The organism is Burkholderia seminalis (assembly GCF_001718535.1).
Classification (GTDB): Bacteria; Pseudomonadota; Gammaproteobacteria; order Burkholderiales; family Burkholderiaceae; genus Burkholderia; species Burkholderia seminalis.
The window spans coordinates 297,220-314,383 of record NZ_CP013399.1 but is presented as its reverse complement, the minus strand read 5'-3'; the positions used below and the strand labels follow the sequence as shown (position 1 = coordinate 314,383).

Here is a 17,164-nt window from a genome sequence, read left to right as displayed (position 1 = left end):
GCGGACACAGTCAAGAATTGTCGGGCGGCTCGATCGGCTCTCCGTCGGTCCGGCGAGGCAGACTATCGCCGCGGGCTCACGGAGCTCGAGCAGTGGGTCGAGCTTGCCCGTGGATACGCCGTCGCAAGCGTGAATCGTGAGTGGGTGACGCTGTACTGGCGGATCGGTGGCGACGTTCTCGAACGCCAGGAACGACAAGGGTGGGGCGAAGGTCATCGATCGGCTGGCGTAGGACCCGAAGGCTGCGTTTCCCGACATGCGGAGATTCTGCCCGCGCAACCTGAACGACGTATGGGCTCTGCTGCAAGCGTGGTCATCGTCGGTACCCCCATCGCTCCCGCCCCAGCTTTTTTCTCGTCAACACCAACAAAAAACATCATTTCGCGCCAGGCGGCCTGTCCGCAGAATGTCTCCATTCCCACTCGCCCGACAGCACGAACGTCGCAGCGAGCCGCACGTCAGAAGCTGAAGGAGACAGCCGTGGCAGTCGAAACAACCTCAATCGATACGCTCGTCGTCGGCGCCGGGCAGGCCGGCGTGGCCATGAGCGAGCATCTGGGCAAGCTGGGCGTGCCCCATCTCGTGCTGGAGCGCAGCCGCATCGCCGAGCGCTGGCGCACCGGGCGCTGGGATTCACTGGTCGCGAACGGCCCCGCGTGGCACGACCGTTTCCCGGGGCTCGAATTCGACGGCCTCGATCCCGATGCGTTCGCGTCGAAAGACCAGGTCGCCGATTACTTCGAAGCGTATGCGCGCAAGTTCAACGCGCCGATCCGCACGGGCGTCGACGTGACGAACGTCGTGCGCAACACCGGCAAGCCGGGCTTCGTCGTCGAGACGTCCGACGGCACGATCGAGGCGAACCGCGTGGTCGTCGCGACGGGGCCGTTCCAGCGCCCGGTCGTTCCGCCGATCGCGCCGGACGATGCGCGCCTCGTGCAGATCCATTCCGCCGACTATCGCAATCCGGGCCAGCTTCCGGACGGCGCGGTGCTGGTGGTCGGCGCCGGCTCGTCGGGCGTGCAGATCGCCGACGAGCTGCAGCGCGCGGGTCGGCAGGTGTATCTGTCGGTCGGGCCGCACGATCGCCCGCCGCGCGCATATCGCGGCCGCGACTTCTGCTGGTGGCTCGGCGTGCTCGGCGAATGGGACAAGGAAATCGCGACGCCCGGCCGCGAACACGTGACGATCGCGGTGAGCGGGGCGCGCGGCGGCCACACGGTCGATTTCCGCGCGCTCGCGAACCAGGGCGTGACGCTCGTCGGGCTGACGAAGTCGTTCGACGGTGGCGTGGCCGTGTTCGAACGCGATCTCGCGGTCAATCTCGCCCGCGGCGACGAGAACTACCTGTCGCTGCTCGACGCGGCCGATGCCTACGCGGCACGCAACGGCCTCGACCTGCCGGAAGAGCCGGAAGCGCGGCGCATCCTGCCGAACCCCGACTGCGTCGCGCATCCGATCCTCGTGCTCGATCTCGCCGGCGCGGGCGTCACGTCGATCGTCTGGGCGACTGGCTACGCAGTCGACTACGGTTGGCTCAACGTCGACGCGTTCGCGCCGAACGGCAAGCCGCAGCACCAGCGCGGCGTGTCGAAGGAGCCCGGCATCTATTTCCTCGGGTTGCCGTGGCTGTCGCGGCGCGGCTCCAGCTTCATCTGGGGCGTGTGGCACGACGCGAAACACATCGCCGATCACATCGTCACGCAACGCAAGTACCTCGCGTACCACGACGCGTCGCAGCGTCGCGTGGCAGCCCAGCAGGCACCGGCCGACGCGCGCCCGCTCGCCGAAGCGACGAACTGACCACCTGACGGACCGACACGCATCCGCTGCGCCGCGGCCGCTCCCGGCGCGGCGGGCGTACCCACCGACACTCGAAGGACCTCGATGAGCCAGCCTACCCATACGCGTATCCGCATGTTCAACACCAAGGATACCTACCCGAACCAGACGCTCGACAACGACCTGTGCCAGGCCGTGCGCGCCGGCAACACCGTCTACGTGCGCGGCCAGGTCGGCACCGATTTCGACGGCAACCTGATCGGTCTCGGCGATCCGCGCGCGCAGGCCGAGCAGGCGATGAAGAACGTCAAGCAGCTGCTGGAGGAAGCCGGCAGCGACCTCACGCATATCGTGAAGACGACGACCTACCTGATCGATCCGCGTTATCGCGAACCGGTGTACCAGGAAGTCGGCAAGTGGCTGAAGGGCGTCTATCCGATCTCGACGGGGCTCGTCGTCTCGGCGCTCGGCCAGCCGCAATGGCTGATGGAGATCGACGTGATCGCGGTGGTCCCCGACAACTGGCAGCCGAACCGCGCATAGGAGGCGACATGACTTTCTCCATCGTCGGGCGCTGCCCGGAGACAGGCCAGCTCGGGATCGCGATCAGTTCGTCGAGCATCGCGGTCGGCGCGCGCTGCCCGTGGGTGCGCGCGGGCGTGGGCGCCGTCGCGACGCAGAACATCACGCTGCCGGCGCTCGGGCCGCAGATTCTCGATCTGATCGAGCACGACCAGCTTGCGCCGGCCGCGGCGCTCGACCGCGCGCTCAGCGCGAACGGCTGGAGCCAGTACCGGCAGGTCACGGTGATCGACGGGCAGGGGCAGACGGCGTGTTTCACCGGCAAGGAAGCGCTCGGCACCCATCACGCGGTGCAGGGCGAGCAGTGCGTGGCGGCCGGCAACCTGCTGGCCGCGCCGGCCGTGATCGACGCGATGGCGCGGGCGTTCGAACAGGCGCACGGCCTGCTCGCCGATCGCCTGCTGGCCGCGATGCATGCCGCGATGGCGGCCGGCGGCGAAGCCGGTCCGGTACATTCGGCCGCGTTGAAGGTGGCCGGCGACGTGACCTGGCCGATCGTCGACCTGCGCGTCGACTGGGCCGATACCGATCCGATCGGGCAACTCGATGCGCTGTGGCGCGCGTATCGGCCGCAGATGCAGGACTACCAGACGCGCGCGCTGAACCCGACCGCCGCGCCGAGCTACGGAGTGCCGGGCGATGAGTGACACGTCGAGCCGTGCGCTGCTCGAACGGCTGGTCGGTTTCGCCACGGTCAGCCGCGATTCGAACCTCGAGATGATCGGCTTCATCCGCGACCATCTCGCGGGTTTCGGCGTGGCGAGCGAGCTGTTCTACAACGCCGAGCGCACGAAGGCGAGCCTGTACGCGACGATCGGCCCGCACGATCGCGGCGGCATCGCGCTGTCGGGTCACACCGACGTGGTGCCCGTCGACGGGCAGGCGTGGACGGTCGAGCCGTTCCGGCTGACCGAGCGCGACGGCCGCCTGTATGGCCGCGGCACGGCCGACATGAAGGGCTTCATCGCGTCGGCACTCGCGGCCGTTCCGGCGTTCGTGTCGCGGCCTTTGAGCATGCCGGTGCATTTCGCGTTCTCCTATGACGAGGAAGTCGGTTGCCTCGGCGTGCGGCCGATGCTCGACGTGCTGGCCGCGCGCGAGCATCGGCCGCGGCTGTGCCTGATCGGCGAGCCGACCGAACTGAAGCCGGTGCTCGGTCACAAGGGCAAGCTCGCGATGCGTTGTCACGTGAAGGGCGCCGCGTGTCACTCGGCGTACGCCCCGTCGGGCGTCAACGCGATCGACTATGCGGCGAAGCTGATCGGCCGGCTCGGCGAGATCGGCGCGGCGCTCGCGCGACCCGAGCGGCACGACGGCCGTTTCGATCCGCCGTTCTCGACCGTGCAGACGGGACTGATCAAGGGCGGCCGCGCATTGAACATCGTGCCGGCCGAATGCGAGTTCGATTTCGAGGTGCGTGCGCTGCCGGATTTCGACGCGCACGACGTGCCGAGGACGCTGCGGGACTACGCGGAATCCGAGCTGTTGCCGAAGATGCGTGCGGTGCAGCCCGATACCGACATTCGCTTGCAGGCGCTGGGCGCGTATCCGGGGCTGGCCACCGCGCCGGACAGTGAAGCTGCGCGCCTGCTCGCGATGTTGAGCGGTTCCGACGCATTCGGCACGGTCGCGTTCGGCACCGAGGGCGGACTGTTCGGGCAGGCCGGCATTCCGACGGTGGTGTGCGGGCCCGGCAGCATGGACCAGGGGCACAAGCCCGACGAGTTCGTCACGCTCGAGCAACTTCACGGCTGCGACGCGATGCTGGGCCGCCTGGCCGCGCATCTTTCCTCGGCGGCCTGAGCCTGCAGCCTGTATGCATGCGCCGCGTCCCGCAGCGCGTGCGCTTCACGTTCCTTGTCGCGCCGATTCCGCGACGATTCGCGCGAGCCGTTCACGGCAGAAATCGACGAACGACTGCGCCTGCTTCGTGAGCTGTCCCCGCTTCAGCCGTGCGCTCACGAGCCCCGACGGGCTCACCGTTTCGCTGAGGCCGATCGTCACGACGCGCTGGCCGTCGTACGTGTATTCGGAATGCGGGCGCGTGACGAGCAGCGAGAAGCCGAATCCCTGGCCGACCATGCCGCGCACCATCTCGATCGACGGCGAGCCGAACACGATGTTCGGCGTGAGGCCGAGTTCATGGAACAGGCTGACGAAATACGTGCGGCTGGGCTGCACGTCGAGCAGGATCATCGGCTCGACGCACAGGTCGCGCAGCGACACGTGCGCCTGGCCGGCGAACCGATGGTTCTCCGGCAGCAGCACGTACGGCTGTTGCGGCGGCATCAACGGTTCGGTCTCGATCGTGCCGTCGAGATCGTGGTCGTACATGAGGGCGAGATCGAACGTGCCGGACGTCAGGCCCTGCACGAGTTCCTGCTGGTCGCCGTCGCGCAGCCGGATGTTCACGCCCGGGTAGCGCTCGCGAAAGCCCGCGATCAATTGCGGCAGGTAGAGCGGCGCGACCGTCTCGAAGCAGCCGATGTCGATCTGCCCGGTAATCACGTCGTTGTCGGCGAGTGCGTTCTGTTCGAATTCGTGCGCGATGCGCAGCAGCTCCTGCGCTTTCCGGTAGAAGCGCGTGCCGGACGGCGTCAGCGACACGCCTTGCGCGTGATGGCGGATGAACAGCTTCACGCCGAAGCTTTCCTCCAGCCCCTTGATCGCGCTGGAAATCGACGGCTGCGCGATGAAGAGCTGACGCGAGGCTTCGGCGACGCTGCCGGATTCGACCGTCGTGATGAAGTATTTCAGTTGCCGCAAAGTGTAGTGAGCCACAAGCACCTCTGATGCCCGGCCCCGGCGTGCCGCCGCGGGCGCATGCGCGTTCCATGGGGAAACAGACCCTGGCACCTTACCCGAAGTCGTTCGGCGCCGGAATTTCCGCTGCAGAGCTTTTTCGTATGTCGCGGAAATATTTTTAGTATTTTCCGGCCGCGACGGTCGTGGCGCACCATCGTCTCCAACCTGGATCACGACGCTCGCGAAGCGGCCGCGCCCACGCCGGCGGGACATGTCATCCGTCCCCGCAGGCGTGCCTCGTCCGCTTCGTTCGATGCCGCCGCGCATGCACGCGGCGCGTCGCCGCTCGCGTATCCGGACCCGATTGCAGGCGCGCACCCCGACGCGCGCCGGCGGAAACGGCACGCGCGCATCGGCGCGCAGGACAGGAGACTTGACCATGACGAACGCGGAACGCAATGCGTCCCCGATGATAGAGAAGCACACGATCGGCTATGTGCCGCCCGCAGAGCGCCACGGCAAGGTGCGCGACCTGTTCACGCTCTGGTTCGGCGGCAACATCGCGCCGCTGCCGATCGTGACGGGTGCGCTCGGCGTGCAGATGTTCCACCTGAACCTGATGTGGGCCATCGTCGCGATCGTCGTCGGCCAGGCCGTCGGCGGCGTGCTGATGGCGCTGCACTCGGCGCAGGGGCCGCAGATGGGCATCCCGCAGATGATCCAGAGCCGCGCGCAGTTCGGCTCGTGGGGCGCGCTGCTCGTCACGGTGATCGCGGCCGTGATGTACGTCGGCTTCTTCGCGTCGAACATCGTGCTGGCCGGCAAGTCGGTACACGGCATCGCGGCGTCGGTGCCGGTGCCCGTCGGCATCGTGATCGGCGCGGTGGGCTCCGGGCTGATCGGGATCGTCGGCTACCGGTTCATCCACATCCTGAACCGCATCGGCACGTGGGTGCTCGGCATCGGCATCTTCGTCGGCTTCTGGATGATCCTCTCGCACGTGACGACCGACGATTTCCTGACGCGCGGCGGCTTCGACTTCGCGGGCTGGCTCGCGACGGTGTCGCTGTCGGCGTTGTGGCAGATCGCGTTCGCGCCGTACGTGTCGGACTATTCGCGTTATCTGCCGGAGAACGTCGGCGTCGCGTCGACGTTCTGGGCGACCTATCTCGGCTGCACGATCGGCTCGACGCTCGCGTTCATCTTCGGCGCGGTCGCGGTGCTCGCGGTGCCGGCCGGCGCGGACACGATGGACGCCGTCAAGCAGGCGACGGGCCCGCTCGGCCCGCTGATGCTCGTGCTGTTCCTGCTGAGCGTGATCAGCCACAACGCGCTGAACCTGTACGGCGCGGTGCTCGCGGTCATCACGTCGGTGCAGACGTTCGCGTACAAGTGGATTCCGACCGCGAAGGCGCGCGCGGTGGTGTCGGTCGTGATCTTCGTCGCTTGCTGCTACGCGGCGATCGGCGCGTCGACGAACTTCGTCGGCAACCTCGTCGATCTCGTGCTCGCGCTGCTGGTCGTGCTGGTGCCGTGGACGGCGATCAACCTGATCGACTTCTACGTGATCCACAAGGGCAAGTACGACATCCAGTCGATCTTCAGGGTGGACGGCGGGATCTACGGCCGTTTCAATCCGCAGGCGCTGCTCGCGTATGCGATCGGCATCCTCGTGCAGATTCCGTTCATGAACACGCCGATGTACGCGGGCCCGATTCCCGCGCACCTGGGCGGTGCGGACCTGTCGTGGCTCGTGGGGCTGCTGCTGACCTCGCCGCTGTACTACTGGCTCGCGACGCGCGACAGCGCGTATCGGCGCCGGCAGGGTGCGGCGCACCTGCCGCCGACGGCAGCGCGCTGAAAGGCGAGGAGGGCCGCCGCCCGGGTTGCGGCGCGCGGCGGCCGGTGGCAGGGATCGGGCAGGCGCGCGGTGAACGATGCACCGCCCGCCTGCCGGTCCGTCAAACGACGGCCGAGCGCACGACGCGCACCGGCACCGACTTGTATGACGGCGTGCCGCTTTCCTTGTCGATGTAGTCGAGCGGCACGAGCACGTTCGCTTCCGGGTAGTACGCGCCGACCGAGCCCGGCGCGATGTCGTACTCGATCGCGGTGATCTTCTCGAGGCGCAGCGTGCGGCCCGACGCGGTGATCGTCTCGATGTCGACGAGGTCGCCGTGCTCGAGCCCGTACTTCGCGAGGTCGGCCACGTTCATGAACAGCACGTCGCGTCGCCCGAACACGCCGCGATAGCGGTCGTCGAGCCCGTAGATCGTCGTGTTGTACTGGTCGTGGCTGCGCAGCGTGATCAGCCGCAGCACCTGCTCGGCGCCGAGCACGTCCGCGTCCTCCTTCACTCCCTTGTAGACCGAGAACATCGCCTTGCCGGTCGGCGTCGGCCACACGCGCTCGGTGGGCGGCAGCGGCAGGCGGAAGCCGCCCGGCGTGCGGATGCGCTCGTTGAACGCCTCGAAGCCGGGCACCGTGCGGTCGATCAGGTCGCGGATGCGGTCGTAGTCGGCGATCAGGTCGAGCCATGCGACCTTGCTGTTCGGCAGCGTCGCATGCGCGATTCCCGCGACGATCGCGGGCTCCGAGCGCAACTGGTCGGATGCCGGCTTGAGCTTGCCGGCCGACGCGTGGACCATCGACATCGAATCCTCGACGGTGATCGACTGGCGGCCGGTCGCCTGCATGTCGAGCTCGGTGCGGCCGAGCACCGGCAGGATGAAGGTTTCCTTGCCGACCAGCAGGTGCGAACGGTTCAGTTTCGTCCCGAGATGCACGCTCAGGTCGAGCTTCGCCATCGCCGGGAACGACAGCTCGGGATCGGGCAGCGCGACCGCGAAATTGCCGCCGAGGCACAGCAGCGCCTTCGCGGTGCCGTCGATCATCGCCTGCATCGCCTGCACGGCGTCGTGCCCGTGATGCGCGGGCGGCGTGAAGCCGCACACGTCCTCGATCTTCTTCAGGAACTCGGCCGACGGCTTCTCGGTGATGCCGACCGTGCGGTTGCCCTGCACGTTCGAATGGCCGCGCAGCGGGCATACGCCGGCGCCAGGCTTGCCGATGTTGCCGCGCATCAGCAGCAGGTCGGCGATCAGGCGGACGGTCGCGGTGCCCTTGTTGTGCTGCGTGACGCCCATGCCGTACGTGACGATCGTCGCGTTCGACTTCGCGTACGCGAGCGCGACCTGTTCGAGCTGTGCCTGGCTGAGGCCGCTCGCGCGTTCGATGTCGTCCCACGACGTGGCCTCGAGGTCGGCCGAGAACGCGTCGAAGCCGTTGGTGTGCTGCGCGATGAAATCGCGGTCGAGCACGTTGCCTTGCTCGGCTTCGAGCTTCAGCAGCGCCTTCATGATGCCCTTCAGCGCGGCCGCGTCGCCGCCCGCGTCGACCTGGTAGTACGTCGACGCGATACGCGTCGAGCCGAACGACGCCATCTCGATCATGTCCTGCGGATCGGCGAAGCGTTCGAGCGCGCGTTCGCGCAGCGGGTTGAACACGATGATCGGTACGTTGCGGCGCGCGCACTCGTGCAGCGTGCCCATCATCCGCGGGTGGTTCGTGCCGGGGTTGTGGCCGATCGAGATGATCAGCTCGCAGTGGTCGAAATCCTCCAGCGACACCGTGCCCTTGCCGATGCCGATCGACTGCGGCAGGCCGACGCTGGTCGGCTCGTGGCACATGTTCGAGCAGTCGGGGAAGTTGTTGGTGCCGAGCTCGCGCGCGAACAGCTGGTACAGGTACGCGGCTTCGTTCGACGCGCGGCCCGACGTGTAGAACTCGACCTGCTCGGGCGGCAGCGCGCGCAGCACTTCGCCGATGCGCGCGAACGCGTCGTCCCATTCGATCGCGCGGAACGTGTCGCTCGCGCGGTCGTAGACGAGCGGATGCGTGAGTCGCCCCATGTCCTCCAGTTCGTAGTCCGACATGCGCAGCAGCGACGATACGGTGTTCGCCGCGAAGAACTCGGGCGTCACGCGCTTGGTCGTCGCTTCCCACGTGACGGCCTTCGCGCCGTTCTCGCAGAACTGGAACGTCGACTTGTGTTCCTTGTCGGGCCACGCACAGCCGGGGCAGTCGAAGCCGTCGGGCTGGTTGGTCCGCATCAGCACGATCGGCGCCTCGATGGTTTCCATCTGCGTACGCACCGCATCGGCTGTCGCGCGAAGCGCGCCCCAACCGCCGGCGGGCCCATCGTATTTCCTGATGCCTGGCACTTCGCGTCGATTTGTCATGTGAATCTCCAAGAGCCGGGCCCGCTACGGGTGGCTCGGTTGCGCCGTGTCGCGGCGTGGGGCGGCTCCGTCCCGCGGACGGAGCCGGTCATGCGTGCCCGGTCTGCCGGGTACGCGTTTTTTTAATGTGCGTCCTTCTTCGCGCCGGACGACTTCTTGCCCGACTTCGCCGCGGGCGGCGGCGCGTCGGCGGGCGTGTCGTCCGCCTTCGCGTCACCGGATGCCTGGGCGGCCTTGCCGTTCGGCCTGGCCTTGCCGTCCGCGTCCTTCCCGGCGTCCTTCTTGTCCTTCGCTTCCGGCGCGGCGAGCTTGTTGAACTTCACTTCGTCGCTGTCCTTGTCGTAGTCGACCTCGCAGGTGTCGCCCGATTTCAGCCGGTCGGCGAGGATCTCCTTCGCGAGCCGCGTCTCGATGGTCTGGCGGATCTGGCGCTTCAGCTCGCGCGCGCCGAATTCCGGCTGGTAGCCGACTTCGGTCAGGTGGTCGACGAGCGAGCCGCCCATCACGAGCGTGATGTCCTGCGCGGCGGCCGTACGCACCACGCGGTCGAGCTGGATCTGCACGATCGCGCGGATGTTGTCCTTCGACAGCGCGTGGAAGACGATCACCTCGTCGATCCGGTTCAGGAACTCGGGCCGGAAATGGCCCTTCAGCACCTGCATCAGTTCCTCGCGGATCGCCTTGTCGGTCTTGCGCGCGGCTTCCGGCTGCGTGAGGTTGTCCATGATGATCGCCGCGCCGAGATTGCTGGTCGCGATGATGATCGTGTTGCTGAAATCGACCACGCGGCCCTTGCCGTCGGTCAGCCGGCCGTCGTCGAACACCTGCAGCAGCACGTTGTAGACGTCGGGATGCGCCTTCTCGATCTCGTCGAGCAGGATCACGCTGTACGGGCGCCGCCGCACGCGCTCGGTGAGCTGGCCGCCTTCGTCGTAGCCGACGTAGCCGGGCGGCGCGCCGATCAGCCGGGCAACCGCGTGCCGCTCCATGTACTCGGACATGTCGATGCGGATGATCGCCTGCTCGTCGCCGAACACGGTCTCGGCCAGCGCTTTCGCGAGTTCGGTCTTGCCGACGCCCGTCGGCCCGAGGAACAGGAACGTCGCGATCGGCCGGTGCGTCTGGCCGAGCCCCGCGCGCGACAGCCGCACGGCGTCGCTGACGGCGACGACCGCATCGCTCTGGCCGACCACGCGTTCGCGCAGCTGTTCTTCTATCTTCAGCAGCTTCTGGCGTTCTTCCTGCGTCAGCTCGGATACGGGGATGCCGGTCAGCCGCGACACGACCTCGGCTACCGATTCGACGGTCACTTCGAGCGTCTCGGAGCCGGTCTTGCGCTGCCACGCCTCCATCTTCTCGTCGACGGACTTCTGCTTCGCGTTGATCTGCTCCTCGAACTGCTTCGCTTCGTCGAAGCGCTTGCGCGACGTCGCGTAGTCCTGCTCGCGCTTCAGTTGCGCGATCTGCGCCTCGCCTTCCTGGATGTCGACCGGGCGCGATGTCGCGCCGATCCGCACGCGCGCGGCGGCCTGGTCGATCAGGTCGATCGCCTTGTCGGGCAGGAAACGCGACGTGATGTAGCGGTCGGCGAATTCGGCGGCCGCGACGAACGCGTCGTCGGCGAACGTCACCTGGTGGTGCGCCTCGAGGCTGTCGCGCAGCCCGCGCAGGATCACGATCGTCTGCTCGACGCTCGGCTCCGGCACGAACACGGGCTGGAAGCGCCGCTCCAGCGCGGCGTCTTTTTCGATGTACTTCTGGTATTCGTTGAGCGTCGTCGCGCCGATCAGGCTCAGCTCGCCGCGCGCGAGCGCGGGCTTCAGCACGTTGGCGATGTCGAGGCCGCCTTCGCCGCCGCCCTGGCCCGCGCCGACGATCGTGTGCAGCTCGTCGATGAACAGGATCAGTTCGTCCTGCTTCGCAGTCACTTCGTCGATCAGCTGCTTCGCGCGCTCCTCGAATTCGCCGCGGTACTTCGCGCCGGCCACCATCGAGTTGATGTTGACTTCGACGAGCCGCTTGTCGCGCAGCACTTCGGGCACGTCGCCGTTGACGATCCGCTGCGCCAGCCCTTCGACGATCGCCGTCTTGCCGACGCCCGGCTCGCCGATCAGCACCGGATTGTTCTTCTTGCGGCGCGCGAGCACCTCGATCGTGCTTTCGATTTCCTGCGCGCGGCCGAGCACCGGGTCGAGCTTGCCCTGGCGCGCGATCGCGGTGAGGTCGCGGCCGAACTTGTCGAGGTTCGGCGTGCCGGTCGGCGCGTCGACGCGGCCGTCCTCGGCGCCCTTGCCGACCACCTTCACGACTTTCTGGCGCAGCGCCTCGGGCGTCACGCCGTATTTCTTCAGCAGCGTGCCGGCGACGCTGTCCGGCACCGATGCGAGCCCGATCAACAGGTGCTCGGGGCCGATGTACGAGTGGCCGAGATCGCGCGACGCCTGGAACGCGTACTGCACGGCTTTCTTCACGCGCGGCGAGATCGACAGCTTGTCGAGCGGCGCATCGGGGTCGGCCGTGCCGGTGTGCGCATGCTCGTCGATATACGACCGGATGTCCTGCGGCGACAGCTTCAGTTCCTTCAGCAGCGCGGCGCACACGTCGGTGTCCGCGAGTGCGTACAGCAGGTGTTCGGAGTCGAGTTCGCTGCGGCGCAGCTCGTGTGCCTTCTCGGCCGCGCGCTGCAGCAGTTCGAGCGTCTGTTCGCTGAACGCGTCGGTCGGGTCGACCGATTCGCGCGGAATCTCGGCGGCGAGCGGCGATTCGTCGCCGAGCCCGCCGAACAGCGAAGACGGGCCGCCACCGCCCAGCAGCGAATCGAACGGGTTCAGCATGCTCTGATGCCGCATCAGCTGACGGAAGTGGTAATCGCAGATCGAAATCGTCTTGCGCTCGCCGTCCTGCATCACGGTTGCGCGCGCGACGGCCGGCCGGGCGTGACAGATATCGCAAAGTGCGGGCATGGTGGTCTGGCTCCTGTCTGTGAAGGTGGGTCGAAGGGTGAAGTCCCGATGCGGTGCGGCGCTCGCGTGTCCCGACCGCGCTCGCACGACGCGCGGCGCGGCGGCGCGCGTGCCGCGCCCGGGCGGTCGCGCAGCGCGCGCCGGCGTGGCGCACGGTCGCGGTCGGGGCAGGAAACGCGAGTGCTGCGAGGAGCCCACGGCATCGCTTCGACTGCGTTCAAAATAGCGAATCGGCGGGGGCCATCCAAGACACAGTTCCACGCCGGACCGGCCGTGAATTGCACCCTCACATGGCGGCGCGCGTCGGCGGGAAGGAGTACAGACGGGCGCGCGCACGGCGGCACGGGCGTGCGCGGCGGGCGCAGCGCGCGATGGCCGGACACGGGAAGCGGGGGCGCGCGGACGCCGCACGGTGCGACATCGGCGCGCAGGGGGCTGGCGGCCGGCAAACGGCCGGCGATACGGAAGACGGGACGCAGCGCGGATGCCGCAGCGCGAGCGTGCGCGAACCGGTTACGGCCGACCGCGCGCACGCCGCAGCCGGTGCGTGCACGGGAACCGAGGACGAGGGCGGGTTGCACGGGGCGCGCCGGACAGGGCGCAACCGTGTCGAAACGCGATCAGTCGGACAGATTCATCGCAAGTCGCTGCCGCGCGATCTGCTTCACGTCGGCCGACAGTGCCGCATTCGGCAGACCATTGGCCCAGACGGAGAACGAATCCTCGATCAGGTTGCGCGTGTCGGGCGGCAACTCGGCCAGCATCAGTGAGACGACGGTAAACAGCACGGCGGTGTCGCCGGCCTGGCTGCCCGCGTTCGCGTCGACGGCCTGCTTCAGCGTATCGACCGACGCTTGCAGCGCCTGCAGTGCATCATTCGTATCGCTCATGACAATCTCCATGCGGGATGGGCTCGATCGGCGACGAACATGCGGCCGGCGGCGCGGCCGGTTGCGCGCAACGCCCGGGCTCGGGCCGTCGCGCGCGGGCAACCGGGCTCAGGCCGCCGTGTTGCCCTGCGGCGCCACGGCCACCGATGCCTCGCTCGTCAGCATCAGGAACGTGAACGTTTCGCGCAGGTACAGGCGGACGGCCTTGTCGGTGTGGCTCGTGTAGCCGATCGATACGTCTTCCCCGAGGTGCAACTCGTAATCGCCGCCGCGCGTGGACAGCACGCAGCCGCCGCTGATCGCCGGCGCCCAGATGATCTCGCCGCTGACGATGCGTTTGATATGGCCGAGGACCGGATAGCCCTGGTCGCGCGCCTCGCTGAGCGCGGTATAGGCGTCCGAGCCGAGCACGACCGAGTACGGGCCGTCGACGCCCGCGAGGCGCAGCGCCTCGAGCGCGTCGCTGATCGCGTCCGGATACGCGCTGACGTCCGCCGGCAGCGTGAGCTTGCGGTTCGACGTGCCTTCGCGGATGCCGACGATCCCGGCGGCCGGATAGCCGTCGAAAATCGCGTTGTCTTCGGCGAACGCGAGCCGCTGCGCGGCTTCCTTCGCCGGTTGCCAGTCGGCGTCGCGCGCGCCGCGCTCGACGCTGTCGATCGCTGCGCGGCTCAGTTCGAACGGCACCGTCAGCTCGACGATCGTGCGCACTTCGCGCAGCCGCGCATTCACGTGCTCGCGCGGTGCGGTGACCTCCAGCAGGTGCCCGGTGCCGACGGCCGACAGCTCGGGGCCTTCGGGCCCGTCGACGTCGACCACGCGGCGGCCGGCCACCGATCGCTTGAAGGTGCGCGCCACTTCCTCCTCGATTTGTTCCCAGGCGGACGACGAGATCGGGGCGAGTTCGCGGTGCAGGTTATTCATAGGTCGGGGTTCCTTTCAGCGAGCCGATGTTCAGCGAGCCGTCGCGACGCGGCGCGGACGGCGTGGATTCCGGCGGCGCGGCGTCGGCGGCCGGGGCCGCGCGGTCCGCGAGCGCCTCGAGCAGGTCGGCCGACGGCACGAAGAACAGCGAGCCGGTGACCGCGCGGCTGTAGTCGAGCAGGCGGTCGTAGTTGCCGGGCGGGCGGCCGACGAACATATTCTCGAGCATCTGCTCGATCGGCGCCGGCGAGCGCGCATAGCCGATGAAATAAGTGCCGAATTCGCCGGCGCCCGGGCGCCCGAACGGCATGTTGTCGCGCAGGATCTTCACTTCCTGGCCGTTTTCGTCGAGCGTCGTCAGCGAGCTGTGCGAGCACGACGGCTTCACGTCCGGCGCGAGCTCGATGTCGGCCAGTTTGGTGCGGCCGATGATGCGCTCCTGCGTTTCGACCGCGAGCGCGTTCCAGCCGGCCATGTCGTGCAGGTACTTCTGCACGATCACGTAGCTGCCGCCGGTGAATTCGGCATCCTCGTCGCCGATCACCGTGAAGTCGACCGCTTCGCGGCCCTCCGGGTTCTCGGTGCCGTCGACGAAGCCGATCATCGCGCGCTGGTCGAAATTGCGGAAACCGTGCACCTCGTCGACGACGGTCACCGCATCGCCGAGCGCGCCGAGCAGTTGCGTCGCGAGTTCGAAGCACAGGTCCATCGCTTCGGCGCGGATGTGCAGCAGGATGTCGCCGGGCGTCGCGACCGCGACGCGCTGGCCGGCGCCGAATTCGCGGAACGGATGCAGCGACGCGGGACGCGGATCGCCGAACAGCGCATCCCATGCGTCGGCGCCGAAACCGCAGACGCACGTGAGGTTGCCGCCCGGCACGCGCTTGCCGACCGAGCGCACGAGCGCGGCGATGTCGCCGCACCACGACCGGATCGTGTCGGCGTGATCGGCACCGGGGTTGACCGTCGCCACGAGGAAGATCGCGCTGCGCGTGACCGTGCTGTGAACGGCCTGGGAGAGGGGGGGAGGGGTAGTCTGCATCGCGGCCTGCCGGTCAGTCATGTCGGGACGGACGGGCCGCGGGTGCCGCGGCGCGCGAAGGCGAACGGTTGAACTGTGTCATGCGACTGTTCTCTGTGTGACATGCGGATGAAGGACGTTGCGCGGGCATCGCGCAACGGGCCGCGGCAGCGGCGGCCGGCCGCCCGGCGCGTGACCTGCCCGCACCGCGTAACGTCGTCGAGCATGCAATCTAGCAGCTTCGGCGGGTCTTTGGAACACGTATCGACAATCTGTCATTCGAATGCGTCAAACGGGGACGGAATTTGCGCGCTGCCCGCGCAGCTGTACTCCTGGCGCCCGCGGCGCTGTGCTCTTGAGCGTGCGTGCCGCGTGCAGTAGATTAGGTCCCGCTACGCCGCCGACGAGGAGCGTCATCATGAACCTGCTGGAAGCGATGCGCGTGTTTGTCGCCGTGGTCGAGCACGGCGGGCTGTCCGGCGCCGCGGCCGACCTGCAGTTGCGCGAGGCGCAGGTGCGCGACCGGCTCGACTCGCTCGAACGTTATCTCGGCTGCCGGCTGCTGCTGTGCCGCGAACCCGGCGACGTCGCCTGCACCGACGCGGGCGACGCGTTCCACGTGTGCTGCCGCCGCACGCTGTCCGCGGTCGAGCAGGCGACCGGCGCGGCTCGTCCGCCGCAGGCGCCGCAGGCGCGTGACGGCGCGCATCGCCCCGCGCGTTGCTCCGATTTGCCGCCGCCCGGCGCCACCCACGCTTCATCACACCGACTGTCGCCTTGAATACGTCCGCCCTGTCCCGTTCGCCATCCGAGCGCATCCGCCGCCGCTTCGGTCATTTTCTTCACGCGGCCGAGCTGGCCGGGCTGATCGTGATCGGCCTCGCGACCGCATTCGCGATGGTGCAGGAAGCGTGGAAGGTCGTGCTCGCGGGCGAGGTGTCGCTGACCGACCTGCTGCTGATGTTCCTGTATCTCGAAGTGCTCGCGATGGACGTGCGTTACCTGCGGCTCGGCCGGCTGCCCGTGCGGTTTCCGCTGTTCATTGCGATGACGTCGCTCGCGCGCGACCTGATCCTGCGCGGCGCGACCGACAGCCCCGAGCGGATGCTGATGACGACCTTCGGCATCGTGCTGCTCGCGGTCGGCGTGCTGATCCTGAGTTTCGGTCAGCATCGTTTCCCGGCCGACGTCGACGATGTCGAGGACGACGTCCATGCGCGCAGGTGAAGGGCCGCCAGCTACCGATCAACGCACCGTCTCCGCAGGAGGACGCCGCATGAACACGCAGAACGTCGACACGAAACAGGCGATCGAACGGCAGCACGCGGCGTCGCACGCGTACCGCCTGGCGCGCGACGCGTACGATGCCGACCCGGCACGCGCGCGCGCGCCGGCCGTCGCGGCGCTGCAGCAGGCGGCCGCGCACGCGTACGCCGATGCAGTTGGTGCGCGCGTCGCGGCAACCGGCATCTGAAGCGAATTCCGGCGTGCCGCACGCGGGGCGGCGGCCATTTCCGATCATCCAACCGAGCGAGGGTTCGAATGACCAGGCAACTGATCGTCGCCGTGTTCGGCAGCGTCGACACGGCCCGCCAGGCCGCGAACGATTTCGAGGCGCTGTCGGAGAAGAACGAAGGATTCCACATCGAGAACGGCGTCGTCGTCGAGAAGGACGCGGCCGGCAAGCTTGCGGTGCTCGCGGCCGAATCCCGGCCGTTCAAGGGCGGCGTGATCGGTGCGATCGCGGGCGGCCTGCTCGGCCTGCTTGCCGGGCCGCTCGGCGTGGTCACGGGCATGGCCGCAGGCGCGGGTGCTGGCATCCTCGCCGATGCGGCCGGCAATGCGCTGCTCGACGGCAGCTTCGTCGAGACGGTGGCCGCGCGGCTCGCGCCCGGCAGCGTCGCGGTCATCGTCGAGGCGAAGGAAGACACGCCGTTTTCGGTCGACAACGTCGTGACGGGATTCGGCGGCAAGGTCTTCCGTCAGGCGCTCGGTTGAGCGCGCCTTTTTCGAACC

The 17,164-nt window shown here is 68.2% G+C and carries 15 protein-coding genes; 9 read left to right on the top strand and 6 right to left on the bottom strand.

All coding sequences use genetic code 11. The features are described from left to right. Window positions 1–480: 480 nt before the first annotated feature. The 4 genes from WJ12_RS17300 (at window position 481) to argE (ending at window position 4,167) form a co-directional block, all read left to right on the top strand. The gene (locus WJ12_RS17300; protein WP_059561273.1) at window positions 481–1,803 is read left to right on the top strand and encodes a flavin-containing monooxygenase; all 1,323 of its coding nucleotides are present in this window, start codon (window positions 481–483) and stop codon (window positions 1,801–1,803) included. 84 nt (window positions 1,804–1,887) lie between these two features. Continuing rightward, window positions 1,888–2,325, top strand: a complete 438-nt coding sequence (locus tag WJ12_RS17295; RefSeq protein ID WP_034190498.1) for a RidA family protein — start codon at window positions 1,888–1,890, stop codon at window positions 2,323–2,325. Window positions 2,326–2,333: 8 nt separating this feature from the next. Further along, the gene (locus WJ12_RS17290; RefSeq protein ID WP_059561271.1) at window positions 2,334–3,011 is read left to right on the top strand and encodes a DUF1028 domain-containing protein; all 678 of its coding nucleotides are present in this window, start codon (window positions 2,334–2,336) and stop codon (window positions 3,009–3,011) included. Continuing rightward, entirely contained in the window at window positions 3,004–4,167 is a 1,164-nt protein-coding gene (gene argE / locus WJ12_RS17285) for an acetylornithine deacetylase (RefSeq protein ID WP_059561269.1), read from the top strand. The genes WJ12_RS17290 and argE overlap by 8 nt, the downstream gene beginning before the upstream one ends. Before the next feature lie 45 nt (window positions 4,168–4,212). On the opposite strand, the gene WJ12_RS17280 is transcribed toward argE, so the two are convergent. Continuing rightward, window positions 4,213–5,145, bottom strand: a complete 933-nt coding sequence (locus WJ12_RS17280; protein WP_034190495.1) for a LysR substrate-binding domain-containing protein — start codon at window positions 5,143–5,145, stop codon at window positions 4,213–4,215. A gap of 403 nt (window positions 5,146–5,548) precedes the next feature. On the opposite strand from WJ12_RS17280, the gene WJ12_RS17275 reads away from it, so the two are divergent. Next, the gene (locus tag WJ12_RS17275; RefSeq protein WP_059561265.1) at window positions 5,549–6,970 is read left to right on the top strand and encodes a purine-cytosine permease family protein; all 1,422 of its coding nucleotides are present in this window, start codon (window positions 5,549–5,551) and stop codon (window positions 6,968–6,970) included. A gap of 100 nt (window positions 6,971–7,070) precedes the next feature. Here the strand turns inward: WJ12_RS17275 and WJ12_RS17270 are convergent, their stop codons facing one another. The 5 genes from WJ12_RS17270 to WJ12_RS17250 form a co-directional block, all read right to left on the bottom strand. After that, on the bottom strand, window positions 7,071–9,350 hold the full coding sequence (locus WJ12_RS17270) for an FdhF/YdeP family oxidoreductase (RefSeq protein ID WP_034190493.1): 2,280 nt from the start codon (window positions 9,348–9,350) through the stop codon (window positions 7,071–7,073). Window positions 9,351–9,472: 122 nt separating this feature from the next. Then, a complete protein-coding gene (locus tag WJ12_RS17265) occupies window positions 9,473–12,313 on the bottom strand; it encodes an ATP-dependent Clp protease ATP-binding subunit (protein WP_059561263.1) in 2,841 nt (946 codons plus the stop codon). A 620-nt stretch (window positions 12,314–12,933) separates the two neighbouring features. Next, window positions 12,934–13,203, bottom strand: coding sequence for a hypothetical protein (locus tag WJ12_RS17260; RefSeq protein WP_049031555.1), 270 nt, complete (start codon window positions 13,201–13,203; stop codon window positions 12,934–12,936). Between the two features lie 108 nt (window positions 13,204–13,311). Continuing rightward, window positions 13,312–14,127 (bottom strand): family 1 encapsulin nanocompartment shell protein, encoded by an 816-nt coding sequence (locus WJ12_RS17255; protein ID WP_034190491.1) that lies wholly within the window; start codon window positions 14,125–14,127, stop codon window positions 13,312–13,314. Next, entirely contained in the window at window positions 14,120–15,190 is a 1,071-nt protein-coding gene (locus WJ12_RS17250) for a Dyp-type peroxidase (RefSeq protein WP_034190490.1), read from the bottom strand. Before WJ12_RS17250 ends, WJ12_RS17255 begins: the two co-directional genes overlap by 8 nt. Window positions 15,191–15,566: 376 nt before the next feature. On the opposite strand from WJ12_RS17250, the gene WJ12_RS17245 reads away from it, so the two are divergent. From WJ12_RS17245 to WJ12_RS17230, 4 genes are all read left to right on the top strand, one after another. Beyond that, window positions 15,567–15,929: a LysR family transcriptional regulator gene (locus WJ12_RS17245; protein ID WP_034190489.1), complete on the top strand. Its 363-nt coding sequence runs from the start codon at window positions 15,567–15,569 to the stop codon at window positions 15,927–15,929. Continuing rightward, window positions 15,926–16,375 carry a phosphate-starvation-inducible protein PsiE gene (locus tag WJ12_RS17240; protein WP_034190488.1) on the top strand — a complete coding sequence of 150 codons (450 nt, stop codon included), beginning with the start codon at window positions 15,926–15,928 and terminating at the stop codon, window positions 16,373–16,375. Before WJ12_RS17245 ends, WJ12_RS17240 begins: the two co-directional genes overlap by 4 nt. A gap of 49 nt (window positions 16,376–16,424) precedes the next feature. Continuing rightward, entirely contained in the window at window positions 16,425–16,622 is a 198-nt protein-coding gene (locus WJ12_RS17235) for a hypothetical protein (RefSeq protein WP_059561260.1), read from the top strand. Between the two features lie 68 nt (window positions 16,623–16,690). Beyond that, complete coding sequence (locus WJ12_RS17230; RefSeq protein WP_034190486.1) at window positions 16,691–17,146, top strand: DUF1269 domain-containing protein; 456 nt, start codon at window positions 16,691–16,693, stop codon at window positions 17,144–17,146. The last annotated feature ends 18 nt before the right edge of the window (window positions 17,147–17,164 follow it).